This window comes from Pseudoalteromonas tunicata, from assembly GCF_002310815.1.
In the GTDB taxonomy this organism is placed as follows: Bacteria; Pseudomonadota; Gammaproteobacteria; order Enterobacterales; family Alteromonadaceae; genus Pseudoalteromonas; species Pseudoalteromonas tunicata.
The window spans coordinates 1801254-1824428 of the sequence record NZ_CP011032.1; the positions used below are offsets into that span (position 1 = coordinate 1801254).

Annotated in this window: 23 protein-coding genes; 12 read left to right on the forward strand and 11 right to left on the reverse strand. The window is 38.8% G+C overall.

Annotated features, from left to right (window positions below; genetic code table 11):
- The first annotated feature begins 2 nt into the window (after nt 1-2).
- From PTUN_RS08205 to PTUN_RS08215, 3 genes are all read left to right on the forward strand, one after another.
- Nucleotides 3-869 (forward strand): hypothetical protein, encoded by an 867-nt coding sequence (locus PTUN_RS08205; RefSeq protein ID WP_009839774.1) that lies wholly within the window; start codon nt 3-5, stop codon nt 867-869.
- A 36-nt stretch (nt 870-905) separates the two neighbouring features.
- A complete protein-coding gene (locus PTUN_RS08210; protein WP_009839775.1) occupies nt 906-1775 on the forward strand; it encodes a hypothetical protein in 870 nt (289 codons plus the stop codon).
- A 76-nt stretch (nt 1776-1851) separates the two neighbouring features.
- Nucleotides 1852-2670, forward strand: coding sequence for a fumarylacetoacetate hydrolase family protein (locus PTUN_RS08215; protein ID WP_009839776.1), 819 nt, complete (start codon nt 1852-1854; stop codon nt 2668-2670).
- Between the two features lie 56 nt (nt 2671-2726).
- Here PTUN_RS08215 and PTUN_RS08220 read toward each other — a convergent pair whose 3' ends face one another.
- Entirely contained in the window at nt 2727-4340 is a 1614-nt protein-coding gene (locus PTUN_RS08220; RefSeq protein WP_009839777.1) for a mechanosensitive ion channel family protein, read from the reverse strand.
- Between the two features lie 182 nt (nt 4341-4522).
- Between PTUN_RS08220 and PTUN_RS08225 the strand changes: the two genes are divergently transcribed.
- A complete protein-coding gene (locus PTUN_RS08225; protein WP_009839778.1) occupies nt 4523-6646 on the forward strand; it encodes a UvrD-helicase domain-containing protein in 2124 nt (707 codons plus the stop codon).
- A 106-nt stretch (nt 6647-6752) separates the two neighbouring features.
- The gene (locus PTUN_RS08230) at nt 6753-8336 is read left to right on the forward strand and encodes a diguanylate cyclase domain-containing protein (protein ID WP_009839779.1); all 1584 of its coding nucleotides are present in this window, start codon (nt 6753-6755) and stop codon (nt 8334-8336) included.
- Nucleotides 8337-8474: 138 nt separating this feature from the next.
- Here PTUN_RS08230 and infA read toward each other — a convergent pair whose 3' ends face one another.
- From infA to trxB, 4 genes are all read right to left on the reverse strand, one after another.
- On the reverse strand, nt 8475-8693 hold the full coding sequence (gene infA, locus PTUN_RS08235) for a translation initiation factor IF-1 (RefSeq protein ID WP_009839780.1): 219 nt from the start codon (nt 8691-8693) through the stop codon (nt 8475-8477).
- Between the two features lie 90 nt (nt 8694-8783).
- The gene (locus tag PTUN_RS08240) at nt 8784-9488 is read right to left on the reverse strand and encodes an arginyltransferase (RefSeq protein WP_009839781.1); all 705 of its coding nucleotides are present in this window, start codon (nt 9486-9488) and stop codon (nt 8784-8786) included.
- Nucleotides 9478-10197, reverse strand: a complete 720-nt coding sequence (gene aat / locus PTUN_RS08245) for a leucyl/phenylalanyl-tRNA--protein transferase (protein ID WP_040644127.1) — start codon at nt 10195-10197, stop codon at nt 9478-9480. The genes PTUN_RS08240 and aat overlap by 11 nt, the downstream gene beginning before the upstream one ends.
- Nucleotides 10198-10314: 117 nt before the next feature.
- Nucleotides 10315-11271: a thioredoxin-disulfide reductase gene (trxB, locus tag PTUN_RS08250; RefSeq protein WP_009839783.1), complete on the reverse strand. Its 957-nt coding sequence runs from the start codon at nt 11269-11271 to the stop codon at nt 10315-10317.
- Between the two features lie 274 nt (nt 11272-11545).
- Between trxB and pssA the strand changes: the two genes are divergently transcribed.
- Entirely contained in the window at nt 11546-12877 is a 1332-nt protein-coding gene (pssA, locus tag PTUN_RS08255; RefSeq protein ID WP_009839784.1) for a CDP-diacylglycerol--serine O-phosphatidyltransferase, read from the forward strand.
- 61 nt (nt 12878-12938) lie between these two features.
- Here pssA and ald read toward each other — a convergent pair whose 3' ends face one another.
- The gene (ald, locus tag PTUN_RS08260; RefSeq protein WP_009839785.1) at nt 12939-14057 is read right to left on the reverse strand and encodes an alanine dehydrogenase; all 1119 of its coding nucleotides are present in this window, start codon (nt 14055-14057) and stop codon (nt 12939-12941) included.
- Nucleotides 14058-14186: 129 nt separating this feature from the next.
- On the opposite strand from ald, the gene lrp reads away from it, so the two are divergent.
- From lrp to serS, 6 genes are all read left to right on the forward strand, one after another.
- Nucleotides 14187-14681, forward strand: coding sequence for a leucine-responsive transcriptional regulator Lrp (gene lrp, locus PTUN_RS08265; protein ID WP_009839786.1), 495 nt, complete (start codon nt 14187-14189; stop codon nt 14679-14681).
- Nucleotides 14682-14746: 65 nt separating this feature from the next.
- Entirely contained in the window at nt 14747-17263 is a 2517-nt protein-coding gene (locus tag PTUN_RS08270; RefSeq protein WP_009839787.1) for a DNA translocase FtsK, read from the forward strand.
- A 12-nt stretch (nt 17264-17275) separates the two neighbouring features.
- A complete protein-coding gene (gene lolA / locus PTUN_RS08275; protein WP_009839788.1) occupies nt 17276-17887 on the forward strand; it encodes an outer membrane lipoprotein periplasmic chaperone LolA in 612 nt (203 codons plus the stop codon).
- Nucleotides 17880-19220, forward strand: a complete 1341-nt coding sequence (locus PTUN_RS08280) for a replication-associated recombination protein A (protein ID WP_009839789.1) — start codon at nt 17880-17882, stop codon at nt 19218-19220. Before lolA ends, PTUN_RS08280 begins: the two co-directional genes overlap by 8 nt.
- Nucleotides 19207-19593 carry a fluoride efflux transporter CrcB gene (gene crcB / locus PTUN_RS08285; protein ID WP_009839790.1) on the forward strand — a complete coding sequence of 129 codons (387 nt, stop codon included), beginning with the start codon at nt 19207-19209 and terminating at the stop codon, nt 19591-19593. The genes PTUN_RS08280 and crcB overlap by 14 nt, the downstream gene beginning before the upstream one ends.
- A 9-nt stretch (nt 19594-19602) precedes the next feature.
- Nucleotides 19603-20907 (forward strand): serine--tRNA ligase, encoded by a 1305-nt coding sequence (gene serS / locus PTUN_RS08290; RefSeq protein WP_009839791.1) that lies wholly within the window; start codon nt 19603-19605, stop codon nt 20905-20907.
- 71 nt (nt 20908-20978) lie between these two features.
- Here the strand turns inward: serS and PTUN_RS08295 are convergent, their stop codons facing one another.
- From PTUN_RS08295 to PTUN_RS08315, 5 genes are read right to left on the reverse strand one after another with little or no spacing between them, the layout of a single operon-like run.
- Complete coding sequence (locus PTUN_RS08295) at nt 20979-21308, reverse strand: TusE/DsrC/DsvC family sulfur relay protein (protein ID WP_009839792.1); 330 nt, start codon at nt 21306-21308, stop codon at nt 20979-20981.
- A gap of 2 nt (nt 21309-21310) precedes the next feature.
- Nucleotides 21311-21580, reverse strand: a complete 270-nt coding sequence (locus PTUN_RS08300; RefSeq protein WP_009839793.1) for a DsrH/TusB family sulfur metabolism protein — start codon at nt 21578-21580, stop codon at nt 21311-21313.
- On the reverse strand, nt 21577-21933 hold the full coding sequence (tusC, locus tag PTUN_RS08305; protein ID WP_009839794.1) for a sulfurtransferase complex subunit TusC: 357 nt from the start codon (nt 21931-21933) through the stop codon (nt 21577-21579). The genes PTUN_RS08300 and tusC overlap by 4 nt, the downstream gene beginning before the upstream one ends.
- The gene (tusD, locus tag PTUN_RS08310) at nt 21930-22283 is read right to left on the reverse strand and encodes a sulfurtransferase complex subunit TusD (protein ID WP_009839795.1); all 354 of its coding nucleotides are present in this window, start codon (nt 22281-22283) and stop codon (nt 21930-21932) included. Before tusD ends, tusC begins: the two co-directional genes overlap by 4 nt.
- Before the next feature lie 56 nt (nt 22284-22339).
- The gene (locus tag PTUN_RS08315; protein WP_009839796.1) at nt 22340-23008 is read right to left on the reverse strand and encodes a Bax inhibitor-1/YccA family protein; all 669 of its coding nucleotides are present in this window, start codon (nt 23006-23008) and stop codon (nt 22340-22342) included.
- Between the last annotated feature and the right edge of the window lie 167 nt (nt 23009-23175).

Here is a 23175-nt window from a genome sequence, read left to right on the forward strand (position 1 = left end):
AGATGATTTTAACTTTAATAGGGATGTTGCTACTGTTTTGTGCCGTCATGTTATTATTTAGTTTGATTGTAAGTAGTCTGGTTGAGCTGCTCCAAAAAATGCGCCATTGGCGACAAAAAAATCTTAGGTTAGGACTTACAGCACTGAGTTATAAAATTACTTCTTATGCTGAGCAGCATTTAACGCTTAATCAAGCAGAGGAAAATATTTGTTGGCAGCGAAACTTAGCTGACGTTTACCATCAGCTTCTAACCCCAATGATCCAAAATAATGGACATTCGTTTTTCCAATCATTAGGTTTTGAATACGCGAGAAGCGATATTAGTTTGCAAGAATTACAACAAGTTACATTGATTTATGTAAAGAAAAATGTGGCATTAAGTTATGATGTCGAGCGCGATTTAAAAAACGAGATTAGTCTGAGTTTTGCTCGTTTAGAATTAGAAATGAAAGGGCGCTATCGGCGTAAAACTCATGCCAGTGCATTACTTTTTTCATTCATTCTATCTTTTGTGATGCAGCTAAATGCATTTTCGCTATTAGAAACGGGATATAAACAAAGCCTTGAATCTAGCGCCGAGGTTAATTTCCAAACCTTAGTTGCAGAATGTAAACTTTCAAAAGATTTTAAAGATGTTGAAATTGCATGCCTAACAAACCACCTGATACAAGCTCAAGTTATTGAACTTACAATTTTTGCTAAAGGTGCGCACTATTATTACCCGCTAAAAGACGGGAGTTTAGACTGGAAAATACTGCTATCGCGCTTAGTGGGGATGTTTGTTTGCATTATTTTTATCTCTTTAGGAGCCCCATTTTGGTTTGAACGCTTAAAGAGTATTTACAGCTTACAAGAGAAAATAAAGTAATTATTTGGCAATCAAAAGATACTTAAAAGGATCTTAATGAATAAAGCATTTCTGTTTTTGTTTTGGCTCAATTTTATTAGTACTCAAGTCATGGCAATTTCAACAATAGAAACTGGATTAACTGAGTTTAAAAGTGTTTTTTTCATCTCTCGTTCTAATAATGAAGATGACAATGAAGTTTCGCCCATTGAAGAACAGCTTTTTATGTTGCTAAACGCCACGTTGGCCTCGTCAATCAATTTCGATAGTTACAAATCAAATCTTGAACGAGCCTTAAAACTTATTGAATCAGAACCGGATCATTGTACTTACAACGTATTAAAAAGTGCCCAACGTGAACAAAAAATGATTTTTTCAGCTTATCCATCGAGTATTTTTCCAGAGCGCAAAATTCTGTTTATTGATCCAAAATTTAACTATTTGCCCCAGACAGTATCAATTGACGAATTAATTAAGGAACACAGTGTTGGCCTTGTTCCTTCTTATTATGGAGAGACTTTAACAGCTGAAGATCGACTTAACCCAAATTTAATCTTTATATCTGGTCTTGAGAATCATAATCAGCTTGTTCATATGCTATTAAAAAAGCGTTTTGATTTTATTTTTGATTATCGAGCGACGGCGTTCGATTTTTTAAATGGACAAAAAACAACCTTGTATAGCCGAAATATCAGCGATGTTGGGGCCTATCAGGCCGGATTTTTTGTCTGTAGCCGATCTGAACTAGGTCAGTATGTCATTTCGAAAATAAATGCCTTGTTTAAAACTGATCCTTTTAAACTGTTTATCAAAAAATTTCACTTTGAAGCGTTTGACCACGCACAAGCGCAAGAAGCATTAAATATTTATCAGCGTGACTTTAATTTACAGATCACACCGATAAAAAGCTCTGAGGAAACGAAGTAATTTGCTCAATGTAGATTTTTTATTTTAGTTGTATGTATTTATAACCCATTGATATAACGAAAGGCGTTGATAGTTTATGGCAGCAAATTTAGAGCCGGTAATAAAAAGCACCACAGATGCATTGATAAATACGCTTGTTGAGCGAAGAACCCTTGGCTTAAAGGGCCCATCACTTAAACTTCCATCCTTATTATGTAATTTAACGAGTGCGTTTGAGTTGCAATCGGCGATGAGCGCAACTTGGTGTCAAACCCATCAGGATTCGGTCGCTGGATGGAAATGCCTATTACCGAGCGCAGAAAAACAAGTTGTGGCACCGATTTTTGCAAGCGAAGTCTATGATTTATCTTCTTTAAACCTAGATGTGCCCCCAATTGCTGTTTGGACAAATACGGGGACTGCACGGATAGAACCGGAATTAGTGTTTGTTTTTAACAAGCCTTTGCTCGCAGCGCAGTCAAATATCAGTAATGATGACATCGATGCCGCAATAGGCTCTGTACATTTAGGTTTGGAGCTAATTGGTGGCCGCTTTGAACTGCCCGCAGAATGCAGTTTTTATGAGTTATTTGCAGATGGCTTATTTAATCAAGGTTTAGTGATAGGGCCTGCCATCGACATTAGTCAGCAAGGCCATGTGAGTGAATTGACCATAGCATTACAATGTGGTGAGCAACCCCCACAGATTATTAGCGGGCAACATCAAAATAATAACGCCAAAGCACCGCTTTACTGGCTGGTTAATTTTTTACATCAAAAAGGGATCAGTATCCAATCGGGCGATAGCATTATTACAGGCTCTTATGCTGGAGTACTTGATGTTCCCCTTGGTGAGAAAATATCTATTTCATATCAAGGATTAGGCGCCTTGACGGTCACATTTTGCCAAAAGTAAGCCTCTAATATAAAGACCAAGATGCTAAGGCCTGGCAAAACAGGCCTTAGCATCATCTACGCTTGAGCGTATGGCGCTACAGGCACTATTTTTGAGCCATGTTTTGCCACAATATCCATGATGTCATATTGTAATTGCTCAGCCGCTAATTGATATTTTGGTAAGCTGGTGGTCGCCAAATAAGCAAAAATATTGACCTCTAAGCCATGTAAACCAAAACCCTTAAATGTCACTCGCAGTGGGCTTTTGTCGACCAACTCATGCGCTTCAAACACTGTTTTAATGTCTTCGGTGATGGCTTTTAATTGTGCCGAGGTTGTCGCGTAATCAAGACGAATATCACTTTTAAAACGAATTTTTTCACGCTCAGAAATATTTTCAATCTCCATTTCGGCTAATTTCGCATTTGGTACATGGATCACTGAGCGATCTAATGTTCTTATTCGGGTGCAGCGTAAACCAATTTCTTCAACCGTGCCTCGCATCCCTCCAAAATTACATAAATTACCTACTTTTATTGGCGCAGCTGAATAAAGTGTCATGGTACCAATCAGGTTTTCGATAGATTGCTTCGATGCTAATGCGATGGCAATGCCACCAATGCCCATACCCGCTAAAATCGCACTGGCATTAAACCCTAAATGCTCAAGCCAAATTAAAATGGCTAAAATTAATAGCACGACTTTGACAAAATTGATTAGAGGCCGAAGTAGAGAAGCCCCTTGTTTATTTCCTTTACTTATTAGATGTTCTCGTAACATGTGTTGGAATAAACTGATCAAAGACCAGACTAGCCACATTATGGTTAGTACAAAAAGTACGCCAGTATTGACCAATTCAGTAGCAAGAGCCGACAAGGTAGTATTGGCAAGCCATGCTCTATCAATTAACAAGGTTAAAAATAAGCGAAGCGGGCCCGTAATAATAGCGGCGATGTGTTGTTTGAATTGATATTGACTACGAAGTAACAACCACTTAAATAACCAAGTCACCGGCAGAGTGATAATAAATGCACTGACAAAGTAACTCAGTAGCAGCGCCCATTCCCATAAATTTATTTTAAATAAATAGCCATCGGGCACGTAGCGAATAAACCACTCGACAATAGGGCTATAGCCTAATTCTTGATATAGCTTGGGTACTTTTGATAACGTTGCATTAGAGATTTTCCAAATTGTGCCAAGTTGTTGATCGGGTACTTTTTGTAGCCATAGTGTCACTGCGTGGCCATTGACTTCTATTTGGCCAAATAAGTCACGATATTCTGGCTGTTGATCATTAAGCATGCCATTAGGAGAATCACTGATATCTTCTAAATTTATCCAAATATTACGTTCTAAAATGGCGTGTAATTGTTGGGCATACTCAGTGTCTGATTGATTCAACTTGTTTTCGGCTAAATAACGTAAATCAAGGTACAAAGCAGCAAGCTGGTAGTCTCGTTTGATTGCAGCATTAATGAATCCTGCTAACGCTCCACGTGGTGTATCTCGATGAAGTTGGTCCTGGTAGGCATATTGTGTAGGCGCTACGGCCTGTAAAGCTGGTGCATCGGTCTGATTTTGTGCCTGCATCGTGACCAAGGTATTGTAGGATGTTGCTTCAGAATTAAATCCTGGCAGTGCAAGCAGTAAAAAAGCAATAATCACAATAGTGTTTTTGAATACCATGGTAAGTTTCTTTATTTTCTCAATAATAAGCGCGACAGGATTTTAGCATTGGGCGATGAAATTGGTAGCAAAATTAAATTGTATTTATTAGAACCAACAAGTGTTTGGATCAATGATGTATTTGTTAGGCGACAAATCAATGTAGTTGCGTATAATCTCGCGTTTTATCCCTTATTAAAATTATGCTTGCAGTCAGTACAGAGCCTAAAATAACCAGTCATCAGCTTGTCAGTTTGTTGCAAAAAAATAATCGGGTTATCACTTACAACAGCATGACAGTGACAATCTTACAAGGCAACCAATCGCAAACGATTGCATGGTGTGACATCATTAAGCCTATAACTCTTAAAACCAGTTGGTTTGGAGGGCGTTTAACTTTAGTAACAGCAGCACAAACCTTTAGTTTTAAATGGTTACGATATGACTCAGAGCAAACACATCAGCAAGCTTTGCTAGACTGTTGGATTAATATTCATCAGATAAAGTTAAACACATCGCTTAGAGATATTACGCAACAACTGACAAAACGGTATTTTAAAAGCAGCGAAAAACCATCTTTAGAACATAAAATTAGCCAGTTAGCGAGTACTTGGCTTGGGCTCGCTGACAAGATGACTCTGTCGCAAGACATTGTTGCAAGCATTAAACAGCTTGATACGCTTTACCCTCTGGATGAGCAGAAAACTCGTCAATTTCGAGCCTATTTTGTCCAAAATGAGCTTACTCGATACAAATTGTTTTTTGACAAGCAAAACAGCCATCCTATGACACCTAAACAACGCCAAGCATGTGTAATAAATGATGATAATAATCTGGTTTTAGCGGGTGCTGGCAGTGGTAAAACAAGTGTGATGGTTGGGCGGGTTGGTTATTTATTACAAAGCGGTCTTGCAAAACCTTCCCAAATATTAATGCTCGCTTATGGTAAAGATGCCGCACAAGAAATGGATCTACGACTTAAAAATTCTTTGCAACGTCATGATATTAAATGCGCGACATTTCATAGCTTAGCACTTAGTATCATCAACCAAGTGCAAGGGGTTATGCCAAACATTAGTGTTTTTGCAACCGATGCAGCTACAAGAAAATCATGGTTAACAGAACAGTTTCATTATTTAATTAATCGACAATTAAGTTATAAAAAACAGGTAATAGATTTACTTAACCAAGTAAATATGGAGGCTAAAAAGAGTTTTTCTCACAAAACCACTATTGACCAATTGCTGAGTCACAGCGATTTTGTAAATTTACAAACCCATGTACTGGGCTTATTTGATCTGATCCGCTCAGCTGCGAGCGCGCTTTCTGGCGTACCTCAGTATTTTGATGATAAATGCACACAAGCTACCCTCGAGCATTATTTCATGCTGGTAAAACCTTTAATAGATGCTTATCAGAGCAAACTGCATCAACAACAGGCAGTTGATTTTGATGATATGATTTTTCAAGCGCACAACATGATACACACAGGTAAATTTAAAGCACCTTGGTTGCATATTCTAGTTGACGAATTTCAAGATATTTCAGAGCCTAGGGCACAGTTACTAAAAGCGCTCAGAGACAATACTCACGGTAGTGTTTTGTTTGCAGTTGGAGATGATTGGCAATCAATTTATCGTTTTAGCGGCTCAAATCATCATTTTATTACACAATTCCAGCGTTATTTTGGTGCAAGTTGTACGGTTAATCTAGACCAAACATTTCGCTTTAATAATAAAATAGCTGAAGTAGCGAATCGATTTGTTATGCAAAATCCTGCTCAGATGAAAAAAGAACTTAACTCTAAAGTAATTCAATCGCATAGTTCCGTCACCATCATCACAGATTTTAATACTGAAAAGCAAAATGCTAACGTACAAGCCATTATTGATGCGCTGAGCTTTATTGATAAAACACAGAAAGCAAGTGTGTATATATTAGCGCGTTTTAGTTTCTTGCTACCAAACGCAGCGCAAATGGGTCTGTTAACACAACGTTTTAAACACCTTATAATTGAAAGTTATACTGTGCACAGTAGTAAAGGAAAAGAAGCTGATTATGTGATACTGGTAGGCCTGAGTGAAGGGAAATACGGTTTTCCGGCTAAACAAAATCACAACCTGATCTTTGATGCCTTTTTACCACCACAAGATGATTATTTGTTTGCCGAAGAACGGCGTTTATTTTACGTTGCGCTTACTCGAGCCAAAAAACATGTGTATTTAATTATACCAAGCTCTGGGATCAGTGAATTTGTACTTGAATTAATCAACAATCAATATGATATCGCTCTTGATAAACAGGCGATCAGCCTAGCGCACACCTAGCAGACGTACACTTAAGCACCTGTTCAATATGCAGACCAAAATATAAACTTACATTTTTGCAGAAATATCCTATTTTTATAAAAGAATTCAATGTTAAGGCGAGTGCATGTCACTTCAGCGATTCTCTTATTTAGCTGCACTATTTTTATTTTGTTTAGTAAGTGTGATGCTACTCAGCTATCGTTACTTCTTTAGCCTTCCTGCAATTGAAACGTTTATTACTGCCTATCAAAACCGTGAGTTATCGACATTAAAGTTAGCTTTAGATAAAGAAATGAGTTTCTTAAGCATCATTAATCATGATTATGCAGTTTGGAATGACAGTTATACCTTTATGCAAAATAGTAATGAAGATTTTATTATCGATAATTTACAGGACGATACTTTTCGTTCTCTAAAAATAGATGGCATTTATTTTTATGATTTAAATTATCAGTCTCATTTTGCTAAAGGTTATGATTATAAAACGCGAACAAGTTTTAAAATTCCTGAGCTCGATTTAATCTCTAATCCCAGCAATCAAAATATACTACCTTATAGAAAAAAAGATCATAGCGGACATGTATCAGGCTTTATTACCACCTCTGAAGGCCCCATGATGTTTTCGTCGTCAATGGTGCGCTATTCAAATCAATCTGACAAAGATGTAGGTGCATTATTATTTATCCGTAAATTACGCCCCAACTTATTTGTTACGTTAGCTGAACTCTCACAACTTAAATTAACTGCATCTTTTATATCAAATGCTAATAGAAATAAGCATTATTTAGCGTTAAAAGGTAGCTTACAAGGTGAAAAAGTTGCCAAGCAGCGAGAACGTATTTTGCTTGACCATATGGGGAAACCGATTGTTTTATTGACTATTGAGCATAACTTTAGCGGGGTTCCGAAGTTAATCAATCGAGATGCTTTATTGACCTTAGCATTACTTGGCTTGGTTTGTTTTAGCATTTCATTATTTGTTCGTTATTACTTAGTTGAACCAGCAAGCAGAGGTGTTCGTGCTATTAATGAGATGCTGTTAGCTAATAAGTTGGTAAAACTAACAGCACAGAGAAAGTTTACGGAGATAAAACAGCTGGTAAATGATTTTAATTTGTTGGTTGATAAAATAAATCAACAAAAAAGAATGCTAGAAAAACTTTCACTCGTTGATGCACTTACAGGTATTTCAAATCGCAGAGCCTTCGATACTACTTTTGAGTTAGCATGTCAAAATGCGGCGCGTAGTCAATCTAAAGTTGGGCTTATTTTATGTGATATTGATTATTTTAAACCTTACAATGATTTTTATGGGCATCAAAAAGGAGATGAGACCTTAACAGCTGTTGCACAAGGACTAGCAGTAACTATAACCCGCAGTACTGATTTAGCAGCCCGATACGGAGGTGAGGAATTTGTAGTCCTGCTCAGTCATAGCTCTGAAGATGAAATAATTTTGATTGCAGAGAAAATACAGATAGCAATAAAAACGCTTGCGATAGTACATCAAAAATCTGCTGTTGCGGATCATGTCACTTTAAGTATGGGGACAGCTTTGCTTAATTTTAATAATAAAAAAACAGGGCAATGTAAAAAGCATTTATTAAAACAGGCAGATGAAGCACTTTATAAAGCGAAAAAAGCCGGACGTAATCAAGTATGTCATTCTTTTTTAGCCACTGATGTAAAAATTGATAGTGCAGAGTGAATCTATAAAAAAGACTCAATAAAAGAGAGTAAATAAAAAAGCCAGTTGCAAGGCAGCTGGCTCACTATAAACCGTCAGTCTAATTTGAACCTTTATTAATCATTTAGCCGAAGCTAAGAAGGATCAATTCTTAGGTGCTTAACGAGCGCGGAAAACGATGCGACCTTTACTAAGGTCATAAGGTGTCATTTCAACAGTCACTTTATCACCTGTTAGGATGCGGATGTAGTTTTTACGCATCTTTCCAGAAATATGAGCAGTAACCACGTGACCGTTTTCAAGCTCAACTCGGAACATAGTATTTGGTAAAGTGTCAAGGATAGTACCTTGCATTTCAATTACGTCTTCTTTCGCCATGTTTAGCGTAACACCTCTTAGTCTGTTTGAAGGTGCAGATTTTGCCCAAAACCATGCCATAAGTAAAGTGACAGAGTGGATATTTGTAAATTAATTGTCTTGCCAGTGGTCAAAAGTGAATATTTGATGCGGCTTATACTGATTTTTGTAATTCATTTTTGCACATTCATCAATTTGAAAGCCTAAATACAAGTACGCTTTGGACATTTGTTGGCAAAGTTTTATCTGTTCCATGATCATGATAGCGCCAAGTCCAGCTTGCTGGTGTTCGGGATCAAAGAAGGTGTAAATGGCAGACATTGCATTAGGTAGCTGATCAGTCACTGCAACTGCAATTAGTTTATCCTCACACCACAACTCAATATAGGTAATGGGTAACCAGCTACAAAGCAAAAAGCTCTCATATTGTTTTTTATCTGGCGGGTACATCGAGCCATCGTTATGTCGAACTCTGATATAACGATCGTAAAGCGTAAAATATTCATCTTTGACGATATGACTATATTTGACTTGATAATGATTTTTTGCGTAATTAATCTTTCTTTTTTGCGACTTTGAAGGCGAGAATAGGGAGCATAAAACGCGAAGAGGTTTACATTTTTGGCAACTGGGGCAGTGTGGGCGATAAACCTGATCGCCACTTCTGCGAAATCCCATTGCAAGCAATTGCTCAAAATAAATTGGGTTAAAGCAAATTTCGTCCATTGCAACGAGTAATTGCTCATTTTGCTCTGGTAAATAACTACAAGGGAGTGGTTGGCTTAAACCGAGTCGAATAGGTATTTTAGTATTCATATATATTTATTAGCTCTTGGCTTTGCCACATACGTTTAAGGTCGATATGAGTCATTTGGGTTGATAATCGCGATAAATATTCGTCTCTTGAGATGGCCTTAGCTCCTAACGATGCAGTATGTGGATTAAGTACTTGGCAATCAATAAACGCGCCTTGGTTTCTTTTAAGCCAATTAACTAAGGCCCAACTTGCAAGCTTAGAAGTATTTGGCATGGTATGAAACATTGATTCACCACAAAAAACAGCGCCTAACATAATGCCATATAATCCACCAACTAGCTGATCATTTAACCATATTTCAATGCTGTGGGCATGACCCATTTTATGAAGCGTTGTATAAGCGTCTAACATCTCATCACTTATCCATGTACCCTCATGGTGAATGCGTTGGCGCTGGCATTGATACATCACCTCTGCAAAATCTCGGTTGATGAATACTTTAAAAGGGTGCTTGTTTAAGCTTTTTTTTAGGCTGCGGCTAACATGAAACTCTTCAAGCTCGATAATGGCTCGCTGAGATGGGCTCCACCACATAATGGGATCGTCATCATTGAACCAAGGGAAGACCCCATGTTGATATGCGTTAATGAGTCTAGTGGCTGATAAATCTCCTCCAATAGCAAGTAAGCCATCAGGATCTTCCAATGCAAGAGTAGGATCTGGAAATTCAACAGTATGGTTTGACAGCTGATATAAAATGCGATTCATAGTTGCTTTTGTTGGGTATTGTAATGTTAATGATAACAAAACCCTAAAGCTTGGACAGATTTTTGTAATGGAGGAAAAGCACTTATTTTAAGTAAAAATAAGTGCTTGAATTTCATGTTAGGCTTTGAGGTTATCTAAGTAACGTTCAGCATCTAACGCAGCCATACAACCCGTACCCGCAGATGTGATAGCTTGACGATAAATATGATCGCAAACATCACCTGCAGCAAAAACACCTTCAACACTGGTTTGAGTTGCATTGCCATGTAAACCCGATTGCACAACTAAGTAGCCATCTTTCATTTCCAGTTGATCAACAAACATATCAGTATTTGGTTTGTGACCGATAGCAATGAATACACCTGCTAAATCAAGTTCTTCAGTGGCATCAGAATCTGTTGCTTTGATGCGGATCCCGGTAACACCCATCTGGTCGCCTAATACTTCGTCCAATGTACGATTTAGGTGTAGTACAACATTGCCATTAGCCGCTTTGTCTTTTAAGCGCTCAGCTAAAATCTTTTCACTGCGGAATGAATCTCGACGGTGAATAACATGTACTTCTGATGCGATATTAGATAGATAAAGCGCTTCTTCAACCGCGGTATTACCGCCACCGACAACAGCTACTTTTTGATTGCGATAGAAAAAGCCATCACAGGTTGCGCAAGCAGACACACCACGGCCCTTAAAGTTCTCTTCCGACTCTAGGCCTAAATACGTTGCCGAAGCGCCTGTGGCGATGATAAGCGCATCACAGGTATAAACGCCGTTGTCACCGGTTAAAGTAAATGGACGGTTTTTAACATCAACAGTGTGGATATGGTCAAATAAAATTTCAGTTTCAAAACGCTCAGCATGTTCTTTCATGCGATCCATCAATGCAGGACCTGTTAAGCCATGCGCATCACCAGGCCAGTTTTCAACTTCAGTTGTTGTGGTCAATTGACCACCTTGTTGCATGCCCGTAATTAAAACTGGATTTAAATTTGCGCGTGCTGCATAAACTGCAGCCGTGTATCCAGCAGGACCTGAACCTAAAATAAGTAATTTACAGTGTTTTGCAGTGCTCATTGAAATGTTTCCTAATTGCCTATGGCTGATTTAATGCGCCCGATTTTATGAAAAACAAGGCGGATGTAAAATTTTTTACGAAATTCTTTTTTTGTAAAATTAGCAGGGTGTGCAAATTAGTGTACTTAAATACTGAACTGACCCTTGATAATTGTATTATATTTGAACGGCTGTACAGGGTTTTCACTTTATTTCATGACCCGCTGCATTTTTTTTGATATGTTGTTGATCATAGTTTGAATACAAACAGTTATGTAAGCAAAGGTATTATTCAGTGCAAAACGTTTTATGGCAGCAAATGCCCGCATTTGGTTTAAATTCAACAGATATTGAAGTGCTTTTTAGTGCGAAGCAGTATAAGCAGCGCTTGCTCTCTTTAATTGCGCAAGCAACTACCCGCATTTATTTAACGGCACTGTACTTGCAAGATGATGAAGCAGGCCGCGAAATTTTAACTGCATTACATGAAGCTTCATTAGCTAATCCGAAAATGGAAGTCAAAGTTTTTGTCGATTATCACCGTGCGCAACGAGGATTAATAGGTGCCTCTTCACAAGAGGGCAATGCTAAATTTTATTTCGACTTTGCCAAAGAGTTTGATTCGAATGTGCAAATATTTGGGGTGCCTGTTAAAGCAAAAGAGCTTTTTGGGGTGCTGCATGCTAAAGGATTTGTATTTGACGATACCGTGTTATACAGCGGTGCTAGTTTAAATAACGTGTATTTACAGCAAGAACAACGTTATCGCCTTGATCGCTATTTTATATTAAAGCAACAAAAGCTTGCTGATGCGATGGTTGGATTTTTAGAGCAAAATTTTGTGCAAAGTGATGCTGTGCCGCGGCTCGATCTTCGTCCTATTCCGCGTTTAGTTGAAATGAAAGCAGCACATAAGCAGTTAGTGAAGCATTTAAAAACATTTCAGTATGAGAATGTTAATTCAGCAGTTGATGGCAAAATTAAAGCGCGATTATTTTGTGGACTAGCTCGCCGTGGTAATCAACTTAACCGAACTATTAAGCAGTTGTTTGAATCAGCTCAATCAGAACTGATTTTATATACACCGTACTTTAATTTTCCTGCGCCTTTACTTCGCACCTTAGCAAAAAAATTAAAGCAGGGCGTTAAAGTGACGATCGTGGTCGGTGATAAAACCGCCAACGATTTTTATCTTCCGCCAGAAGAACCCTTTAGTAAAATTGGCGCCTTACCTTATTTATATGAAACCATTTTGCATCGTTTTTTAGAGCGTAAACATCAGTATATAGAATCTAAACAACTTAATGTTTATCTTTGGAAAGATGATAATAATTCATTTCATTTAAAAGGCGTAAGTGTCGATAAACAACTGCATTTGCTAACAGGCCATAATTTGAATCCACGAGCGTGGGGCTTAGATTTAGAAAATGGTATTTTATTAGCTGATAAAGAAGGTCTGTTACAGCCTGATTTAGAAAAAGAAAAGCAGCAAATTTTAGCGCATTGCACTCAGTTGACCAGTTATGCTGATGTTGAAACAATTGATAACTATCCAGATCCGGTTAAAAAGATTTTAGGACAAGCTAAACGCGTCAAAGTTGATTTTATTATCAAACGTTTTATTTAATTCAAATAAAACGTTAAAACAAAAAAAGCAGCCTAGGCTGCTTTTTTATGGGAGCTTTAAATTATGCGTTTAGTGCGTCTAACGCAGTAACATAAGGCATGTTGAAACCTTCAGCTACTTCTTTGAATGTTACATGACCTTTATAAACGTTTAATCCGTTACGGAAATGTACATCATCAAGTAAGGCTTTTTTATAGCCTTTGTTCGCTAAGTTGATGATAAAAGGTAATGTAGCATTGTTTAAAGCAAAGGTAGATGTTAACGGTACAGCACCTGGCATGTTCGCAACACAGTAATGAACAACGTCATCAACGATAAATGTTGGTTCAGCATGTGTGGTGGCTTTTGACGTTGCAATACAACCACCTTGGTCAATTGCAACATCAACGATTGCTGAGCCTGGCTTCATACGTTTGATATGATCAGCGGTAACTAATTTTGGTGCGGCAGCACCTGGAATTAATACGCCACCAATCACTAGGTCAGCTTCAAGAACGTGTTTTTCTAACGCATCGGCAGTAGAATAAACCGCTTTAATCTTGTTACCAAATTGTGCATCTAAACGACGCAGTACATCAACGTTACGGTCTAAAATAACAACATCTGCACCCATACCTACAGCTATTTGTGCTGCATTTGCACCCACCATACCGCCACCGATAACGACAACTTTAGCTGGCTCAACACCTGGAACACCACCTAATAACATGCCACGACCGTTATTTGATTTCTCAAGTGCTTGAGCGCCAGCTTGAATCGCCATACGGCCAGCAACTTCAGACATAGGAGCTAATAATGGTAAACCACCACGTGCATCAGTCACTGTTTCGTAAGCGATACAAATTGCTTTGCTTTTCACTAAGTCTTCAGTTTGTGGTAAATCTGGAGCAAGGTGTAAATAAGTGAAAAGAATTTGATCTTCACGAAGCATTGCACGCTCAACAGCTTGAGGCTCTTTCACTTTAACGATCATTTCAGCGCTAGCAAATACTTCAGCAGCAGTAGCTAAAATTTCTGCACCAACTGCTTGATAATCATCATCGGTAAAACCAATGCCAATACCTGCGTTGTGCTCAACAAATACTTTGTGACCGTGGTTAATTAGCTCACGCACGCTGCCAGGTACCATACCTACACGGTATTCATGGTTTTTAATTTCTTTAGGTACACCGATAATCATAATAAAAATGCCTCTTTGAACATGGTTTTGTATTCGACTAGTATATTAGTTAAATGCTTTATTTGTTCACTGATTTTGAGTTAAAATCTAGTGATTAATCCTGTTAAATGTTAATTGGTAGTGTTTTGTATGGTTAAAGAGTCAAGCGTTCATCTATTAGACCGTATCGATAAAAAAATTTTATCGGAATTACAAAAAGACGCTCGAATTTCGAACGTTGAACTTGCACGCCGAATTGGGCTCAGTGCAACACCGTGTTTAGAGCGTGTAAAAAAGCTTGAACGTGAAAAATTTATCCGAGGTTATAAAGCGATTATAGACCCTGTAAAAATAGGTGCGTCATTATTAGTTTATGTTGAGATAACACTAACAAAAACGTCACCGGATGTGTTTAAAGATTTTAGTGAAGCGGTAAAGTTGCACGATGAAATACTAGAATGTCACTTAGTTTCAGGTAATTTCGACTTTTTGTTAAAAACACGTGTTGCAGATATGGCTGCTTATCGACAATTGTTAGGCGATACCTTGCTAACATTGCCTGCAGTGAGTGAAAGCCGTACCTATGTTGTGATGGAAGAAGTCAAAAACGAGGATATGTCACCGTTAAAAGCCGGTGCAAGGTAAGCCATTTCCTGATAAGGTATCATGATAAGAATAAAAGTTAATAAATGCATGGGGATAGACAGACTATGCGCCTAAATGGTGTGCAAAGATTATTAGAAACGGGTTTGATTATAAGCACAGCTTTGGCTGCTTTTATCTTATGTGCTTTAATTAGTTTTGATCCTGCCGATCCTTCTTGGTCACAAACCGGTGAATTTATTAAAGTCAAGAATATCACCGGTACGGCCGGTGCTTGGTTCGCAGATATTTTATTATTTACCTTTGGTTGGCTCGCTTTTTTTGTGCCTGCGGCGATTCAATTATTTGGCTATCTGTTTTTTAAAAAACCACATAAATTATTGCAACTTGATTACATGACCTTGGGCTTACGCCTGTTAGGTATGGTATTTTTTGTCAGTGCGGCATCAGCAATTAGCAGTATTAACTTTGATGATATTTTTTATTTTTCATCCGGTGGGGTAGTTGGGGATGTTATAGCGAACGCTATGATGCCTGCCTTTAACTTCACTGGTACGACCATTCTATTGTTATGTTTTTTCTTTGCCGGTTTGACCCTGTTAACAGGAATTTCATGGGTTGAGTTTGTCGATTATTTAGGTGGTTTAGTGGTCAAAGCAGCGTTATGGTTGCACCGTCAACCTGCGCGTTGGCAAGATTATCAGTTAGCCAAAGCTCAGCATCGCATTGAAAATACTCAAAAACCAGCTTTAGAGGTTAAAGCAGAACCTCAGTCACATAATAAAGATGAACAAAAAGCTGCGGCTAAATTGGCTCCTTCTGCTTGGCAAAATGAAAGTGTGGAACCAAGTTTACAGCATCCGGCCCACCAAGAGTTTGATAACTTTTTGGACGATGATTTATCGTTTAGCGCGGTTGATGAAGAGCCGATTGATACAAAATCAGCCCTCAATGCATTAGATGAGTTACATCATTCTGAGCAATCACCCGTGGTCTCTCATTTTCAAGAACCAGTTACACAGATGCAACAATCTGAAGCTGTACCTATGCCTGCGGTTAAAGCTCAGGCCCACGTGCCACAAACAGCAAAAGAAAAATTCGAAGCGTTACTTGAAGAAAAGCCGCCAATGAGCCGTTTACCGACGCTTGATTTGCTCGACCGACCAGATAAGAAAATGAATCCTATTTCGCAAGAAGAACTAGATGCTGTTTCTCAGTTAGTTGAAGAAAAATTACTCGATTTTGGAGTGCAAGCTAAAGTGGTTGGCGTTTATCCAGGCCCTGTTGTTACCCGTTTTGAGCTTGACCTAGCTCCTGGAATTAAGGTGTCAAAAATATCTGGCTTATCAAAGGATTTAGCCCGTTCATTATCTGCAATTAGTGTACGTGTGGTTGAGGTTATTCCAGGTAAAACCTACGTTGGCATTGAATTGCCGAATAAATACCGTGAAGTAGTGAGACTTTCTGAAGTTATCTGCGCACCTAAATTTGAAGAAAACGAGTCAGCTCTTGCCATGGTGCTAGGTAAGGATATTGCTGGTGTGCCTGTCGTTGTTGATTTAGCTAAAATGCCCCATTTACTTGTAGCTGGTACCACGGGTTCAGGAAAGTCAGTGGGCGTTAATGTGATGATTGTTAGCTTGTTATACAAGTCGACTCCTGAAGATGTGCGCCTCATTATGATTGACCCAAAAATGCTGGAACTGTCAGTGTATGAGGGGATCCCGCATTTGTTGTGTGAAGTGGTCACCGATATGAAAGAGGCTGCAAATGCATTGCGTTGGTGCGTTGGTGAGATGGAGCGCCGCTATAAGTTAATGTCAGCACTTGGTGTTAGAAATTTAAAAGGCTACAACCAAAAAGTAGCGGATGCGATTGCTGCAGGTACACCCATTTTAGATCCTCTGTTTAAGCAATCAGATAGTATGGCGGAGTTTCCATCGGAACTTGGTAAGTTACCTGCAATCGTTGTTGTGATAGACGAATTTGCCGACATGATGATGATAGTAGGTAAAAAAGTAGAAGAGCTGATTGCCCGTATCGCCCAAAAAGCCCGTGCGGCAGGGATCCATTTAGTGCTCGCAACACAACGTCCATCGGTAGACGTAATTACTGGTTTGATTAAAGCTAATATTCCAACTCGAATGGCGTTTCAGGTGTCTTCTAAAATTGATTCTCGAACTATTTTAGATCAGCAAGGGGCCGAAAATTTATTAGGTATGGGTGATATGTTGTATTTACCGCCAGGCACAAGCGTGCCGGTTCGTGTTCATGGTGCATTTGTTGACGACCACGAAGTGCATGCGGTTGTGAATGATTGGAAAGCGCGCGGTAAGCCAAATTATATTGAGGAAATTTTAAATGGTGATGCCAGTGACGAAGTATTGCTACCGGGTGAAGTAGCAGAAGGTGACGACAGCGAAAGCGACCCGCTGTATGACGAAGCTGTTGCATTTGTTATTGAAAGCCGCAGAGCCTCGGTGTCAAGTGTACAACGACGTTTGAGAGTCGGATATAACCGCGCCGCTCGTTTAGTCGAACAAATGGAAGCATCCGGAATTGTAAGCTCGCCAGGTCACAACGGGACACGCGAAGTATTATCGCCAAATAATGGCGCGCATTAGTTAAGGTATTAAATGAAAAAAATATTATTGTCTTCAATGTTGTTTTTTAGCCCTTTTTTATTGGCTGACGCAAAGCTTGATTTACAAAAAGAATTAAGCAAATTAACCAGTTTTGATGCCCATTTTAAGCAAACCGTGTTTGATGAGCAAAAGCAGCCTCTGCAACATGCTAAAGGGCAATTACAGTTGCAGCAACCAAACCAAATGCGTTGGCAACAAGAAGATACTTTATTAGTGTCACACGGCGAAAAAACGTATTTTTTTGATGCTTTCGCTGAACAAGTGACCATCATGAATACCGAGAGTTTAATTGATAGCACGCCGTTTGTTTTATTAACTCATCATCAAGATATGAGCTTGTGGAATAATTATAATGTGACAGCGGTTAATGGCAGTTATGAACTGACGCCTGCACTTGGTCAACAAAGCCAAGTTGAGAAGTTAACACTCGTATTTGATGGTAATGGCTTGGGTTTTAAAACAATCTTAATTTTAGATTCTACTGGTCAGCAAACGCAGTTTGATTTTGAGCAAAATAAAGTTAATACCCCTTTAGATGCCAGCCTGTTTCAATTTACAATCCCTGAAGGGGTTGCGGTAGACGATCAAAGTCAAGGTGAGTAATTTCGATTTTAATTTCGCCCCTGATGTTAGGCCATTAGCGGCGCGAATGAGACCCAATGTATTGGCCGAATATTGCGGTCAACAGCACTTATTGGCACAAGATAAACCTTTATATCAGGCTATTTTGAGTGGCCATTGCCATTCTATGATTTTATGGGGCCCGCCTGGCACCGGAAAAACGACGCTAGCGCAACTGATTGCACATCATGCAACCGCACAATTTATTCAACTTTCAGCGGTAACCGCTGGCGTGAAAGAAATTCGTGAAAGTGTCCAGCAGGCAAAAAATTCGCTCCAACATGGGCAAAGGACGCTTTTATTTGTTGATGAAGTACATCGCTTTAATAAGTCGCAACAAGATGCTTTTTTACCACACATAGAAGATGGCACATTCTTATTTGTCGGAGCGACAACTGAAAACCCCTCTTTTGCCCTCAATAACGCTATTTTATCTCGCACCCGTGTTTATGTTTTAAAATCTTTGACAGATGATGATTTATTGCAAGTGATTAATCGGGCTTTAATACAAGACCCAATACTTTCTACATTGCAAATAAGCATGGATGAAAAAGCCAAAGGGGCGTTGTGCGCAGCCGCGCAAGGGGATGCTCGAAAAGCGTTAAATTTACTCGAACAATCCGTAGATTTAGCGCAATCCATTGCTGGTAAAAAAGTGATTGATAGCCAAGTGCTTGAGCATGTATTACCCAGTCATTTTGCAAAATACGACAAAGGTGGAGATGAATTTTACGATTTAATCTCTGCGTTTCATAAGTCTGTTCGGGGATCTGCGCCCGATGCTGCACTTTATTGGTACTGTCGTATTTTAGCGGGTGGGGGGGATCCTTTATATGTTGCCAGAAGGTTACTTGCTATTGCAACTGAGGATATTGGTAATGCCGATCCTCGCGCGATGCAAGTGGCACTTAATGCATGGGATATCTTTCAACGAGTTGGACCGTCTGAGGGCGAACGAGCCATCGCGCAGGCAACATTATATCTCGCTTCAGCCCCTAAAAGTAACGCGGTTTACACCGCTTTTAATCAGGCTAAACACGATGCAGCACATTTGCCAAGTTATCCTGTACCTGAACATTTACGAAATGCACCGACTCAAATCATGAAAGAGCTCGGATTTGGTGCGCAGTATCGTTATGCGCATGATGAAGTGGGTGCTTTTGCTGCAGGTGAAAATTATTTCCCTGAAATACTTAAAACCAAACACTACTATCAGCCAACAGATCGCGGGCTTGAAAAGCAAATTAAAGACAAATTGGATTACTTAGCCAGTCAAAATAATCAGAGTGAAAATAAACGCTATGACAGCAATTAAACTGTATTTTTTTATTGCGATGGGCGGAGCAACAGGGGCGTGTTTACGCTATTTTATTAGCGACTCAATGATAAAACTTCTCGGTAAGGGATTCCCTTTTGGCACCTTGACAGTTAATATTCTGGGTTCGTTAATGATGGGCATTTTGTATGGCTTAATTGAAAAAGAAATTATCGCCATTAGCCCTGCCAAAAGCTTAATTGGAATTGGTTTTTTAGGTGCATTAACTACATTTTCGACTTTCTCCCTTGATACTTTACTGCTGATGCAGCAGGGACAATGGTTAAAAATGGGTTTAAATGTCACATTGAATTTAGTTTGCTGTATTTTTGTTGCTTGGTTGGGCATACAGTTAGTTTTGCAAAAAGGTTAATAATAAAACATGTTGGATTCAAAATACTTACGTCAAGATATTGATGAGGCCGCAGCACGTTTAGCGAGCCGTGGTTTCACGCTTGATGTTGCTCAAATAAATGCGTTAGAAGAACAACGTAAAGCGCTACAAATCAAAACTCAAGATTTGCAAAATGAACGTAATACTCGCTCCAAAGCCATTGGTCAGGCAAAGGCGCGTGGTGAAGATATCGAACCTTTACGTGCGCAAGTCGGTCATTTAGGTGATGAACTTGATGCCGCGAAAATTGCTCAGGACCAAATTCTTGCAACATTACATGATATCTCTGCGTCATTACCAAACCTACCAGATAGCTCTGTACCATCAGGTAAAGACGAGTCAGACAATGTTGAAGTACTAAAATGGGGCACGCCAAAACAGTTTGATTTTGAAGTAAAAGATCATGTTGATTTAGGTGAAAGCTTAAACAAAGGGCTTGATTTTGAAGCTGGTGTTAAATTAAGTGGTGCACGTTTTACGGTTATGCGTGGTCAAATTGCCCGGATGCACCGCGCACTTGTTCAGTTTATGCTAGACACTCACAGCGACAAAAATGGTTATACAGAAATGTACGTACCATATTTAGTTAATAAAGACAGCTTATTCGGAACTGGTCAATTACCAAAATTTGCTGAAGATTTATTTCATACCAAAGGCTTAGTTAACGACGATGGTGTTGAACAAGATGGCTTTAGTCTTATCCCAACAGCTGAAGTGCCATTAACAAACTGCGCGCGTGATGAAATTTATGATGAAGCAGATTTACCAATCAAGTTAACTGCTCATACACCTTGTTTTCGTAGTGAAGCGGGCAGCTATGGCCGCGATACTCGTGGTTTAATCCGTCAGCACCAATTTGATAAAGTAGAATTAGTGCAATTGGTAAAACCAGAAGACTCAATGGCAGCACTTGAAGAATTAACAGGGCATGCAGAGCAAATTCTACAAGCCCTTGAATTACCATATCGTAAAGTTATTTTATGTACCGGAGATATGGGATTTGGTTCAGCTAAAACTTATGATCTTGAAGTATGGTTACCTGCACAAAATACCTATCGCGAAATATCATCATGTTCAAACATGGTTGATTTTCAAGCTCGTCGTATGCAAGCACGCTTTCGTCGTCAAGGCGAGAAAAAGCCAGAATTATTACATACCTTAAATGGTTCAGGTTTAGCGGTTGGCCGTACGTTAGTTGCTATTTTAGAAAACTATCAACAAGCTGATGGCTCAATAGTAGTGCCTACAGTATTGCAAGGATATATGGGTGGCGTAACCGTTATTAGTAAATAATGACGCCTCACCATCAATAAAAAAGCGCCCATTGGCGCTTTTTTGCTATGAAAAGTGCTTTAAAATAAAAGTTAAATGCAGCGAGCGGGCTTTGGTAAACCAGCTATTTTAGTTGCTTGTTTAGCGGGGCCCTTAGGGAACAATTTATACAAATAAATACTGTTTCCTTTATCCTCACCTAATTTTTTTGCCATCGCTTTGACTAGCATTCTAATGGCTGGGCTGGTATTAAATTCAAGATAGAAGTCTCGCACAAACATCACTACTTCCCAATGTGGCTCTGTTAATTCAATTTGCTCAAGCATGGCAATATGAGGCGCTAATTCTTTAGACCATTCATCAGAGTTAAGTAGATAACCTTCTTTATCGGTTGCTATCATTTGTTCTTTAAAAACTAGCATGCTTACCACGTAATAATAGATTGATGACTTAGGGTGAGTTCAACCCAGTCAGAAAATTCGATTAAACTAAGAGAAACAAGTTCATCCTGATTTAGTCGAGCTTGTGCATCACTTGCTAATAGGAGCATTTGCTCACAATGAAGCGACTTAAAATACTTTGCGCTGTAACACGCATCTTGAGTCAGTAACAGAGTATCTTTTTCGTTAATTAAAGATTTTACTTTATTTAATTCAATAGCTGATAGTGCTTGGTTAAAGATATGAAGGGTCATAATGTTACTATGTGTTCGTATTGTTTAAATAAACGATGAAGTGAATCTGAATCTAATATTTCAACATCAAGTAATAATTCATCAGGGTTGAGACCAAATTCTTTCAGAGACTGCTCACAGACATAGAGTTGATCAACATCATATAACTCAAGTGTTTTTAGGGTTTTAAAATAATTTTTTAAATGAGCTTGCTCAGGATGTTGTGTGGTTTTAAGACACAAAACCGCTGCATCTCGAAAGAGTAGGGCAACATTTTGATCTATTGCTGCAAAAATGAGCGCCATGTCGAGTGCTTCGCGTCCATTTAAATGTAAGAATGGACTACTTGAATTGATCACCAATACATTTTTCATTTAAATTGCACCCATTTATCGGCTGTTGCAGCCGTCATTGCAAATTCAGCAAGTCCGGCTACTTGAAATGGACTACAGCTACTCAAATCTAACCCTCTTTTTTCCGCAGCTGTCACGCATAAAAGCAACGGAATGGCTGCATCACTTAATGTGTGCCATTGCGCTGTAAACTGATATTCATCAGTGGGGATCATAAAATTTGAACTGGCATGCCAAACTGCATCTTGATAAAGAAAAATAGCTTTAATTTCATGGTCTTGCTGCAAGCATGTGTTTGCAAACTGCACCAGATTAATCACAGAATTACTATGAGATGGGCTACTGTGTAGCGAAAGTACAAAACTGGCCAAATTTCACCTATAAAAAAGCCCCGAATAATCGAGGCTAGTTTAACAGAAATTAGCAATTAATCATTATTTGCAAAACCTAATAACTGCAAGATTGAAACAAACAGGTTATAGATATTTAAATAAAGCGACAAAGTGGCGCGAATATAATTAGTCTCACCACCATTAATAATGCGGCTTGTATCAAACAAGATAAAACCAGACATAATGAAGATAACAGCAGCATTTACGGCTAGAAACACTGTACTACTACCTAAAAAGATATTCACTAAGCTTGCGACGATTACCACTAATAAACCAACTGTTAAAAATCCTCCAAGATAAGAGAAGTCTTTCTTAGTGGTCATAGCGTAAGCCGAAAGGCCAAAAAATACTAATGCAGTTGAGCCTAATGCTTGCATTATTAACATGGGGCCACTTGGCATTGCAGCGTAGTGGTTTAATAATGGGCCAAGGCCTGCGCCCATACAGGCAGTAAAAGCAAAAATCCAACCAATCCCAGATGCGCTATCGGCTTTTTTGTTTACAACAAACAATAAACCAAACCCAATAATACTAAACACCAACCCCATAAAATAAGGAAGTTGTAAAGCCATTGAGATCCCGGCTGTTACAGCACTACATGCTAATGTCATGCCTAACAGAAGATAGGTATTGCGTAAAACTTTATTCGTTTCTACAACAGAATGAACAGAACGTTCATTACTATAAGTATGATTAAACCCCATAATAGGACTCCTTGTTTGAAACTCGTTCCTGTGGCAGTTTCATAGTGTTATGTGAACAGTGCTTAGACTAACAATACTTTCACGCTCGAGCAATAAAAGCCGATTGTTCGTCAATTATTTGATGAATAAAACTTAACAGAGTTCAATTTTACACAGTAAATTGTTGT

Coding starts and splice junctions, on each gene's coding strand:
- tusC (WP_009839794.1), bottom strand. CDS start 21,933: ATGAAAAATGTATTGGTGATCAATTCAAGTAGTCCATTCTTACATTTA.
- PTUN_RS08230 (WP_009839779.1), top strand. CDS start 6,753: ATGTCACTTCAGCGATTCTCTTATTTAGCTGCACTATTTTTATTTTGT.
- PTUN_RS08215 (WP_009839776.1), top strand. CDS start 1,852: ATGGCAGCAAATTTAGAGCCGGTAATAAAAAGCACCACAGATGCATTG.
- PTUN_RS08270 (WP_009839787.1), top strand. CDS start 14,747: ATGCGCCTAAATGGTGTGCAAAGATTATTAGAAACGGGTTTGATTATA.
- PTUN_RS08315 (WP_009839796.1), bottom strand. CDS start 23,008: ATGGGGTTTAATCATACTTATAGTAATGAACGTTCTGTTCATTCTGTT.
- PTUN_RS08210 (WP_009839775.1), top strand. CDS start 906: ATGAATAAAGCATTTCTGTTTTTGTTTTGGCTCAATTTTATTAGTACT.
- trxB (WP_009839783.1), bottom strand. CDS start 11,271: ATGAGCACTGCAAAACACTGTAAATTACTTATTTTAGGTTCAGGTCCT.
- crcB (WP_009839790.1), top strand. CDS start 19,207: ATGACAGCAATTAAACTGTATTTTTTTATTGCGATGGGCGGAGCAACA.
- lolA (WP_009839788.1), top strand. CDS start 17,276: ATGAAAAAAATATTATTGTCTTCAATGTTGTTTTTTAGCCCTTTTTTA.
- serS (WP_009839791.1), top strand. CDS start 19,603: ATGTTGGATTCAAAATACTTACGTCAAGATATTGATGAGGCCGCAGCA.
- PTUN_RS08220 (WP_009839777.1), bottom strand. CDS start 4,340: ATGGTATTCAAAAACACTATTGTGATTATTGCTTTTTTACTGCTTGCA.
- PTUN_RS08240 (WP_009839781.1), bottom strand. CDS start 9,488: ATGAATACTAAAATACCTATTCGACTCGGTTTAAGCCAACCACTCCCT.
- PTUN_RS08225 (WP_009839778.1), top strand. CDS start 4,523: ATGCTTGCAGTCAGTACAGAGCCTAAAATAACCAGTCATCAGCTTGTC.
- lrp (WP_009839786.1), top strand. CDS start 14,187: ATGGTTAAAGAGTCAAGCGTTCATCTATTAGACCGTATCGATAAAAAA.
- PTUN_RS08205 (WP_009839774.1), top strand. CDS start 3: ATGATTTTAACTTTAATAGGGATGTTGCTACTGTTTTGTGCCGTCATG.
- PTUN_RS08300 (WP_009839793.1), bottom strand. CDS start 21,580: ATGACCCTTCATATCTTTAACCAAGCACTATCAGCTATTGAATTAAAT.
- aat (WP_040644127.1), bottom strand. CDS start 10,197: ATGAATCGCATTTTATATCAGCTGTCAAACCATACTGTTGAATTTCCA.
- infA (WP_009839780.1), bottom strand. CDS start 8,693: ATGGCGAAAGAAGACGTAATTGAAATGCAAGGTACTATCCTTGACACT.
- ald (WP_009839785.1), bottom strand. CDS start 14,057: ATGATTATCGGTGTACCTAAAGAAATTAAAAACCATGAATACCGTGTA.
- PTUN_RS08295 (WP_009839792.1), bottom strand. CDS start 21,308: ATGCTAGTTTTTAAAGAACAAATGATAGCAACCGATAAAGAAGGTTAT.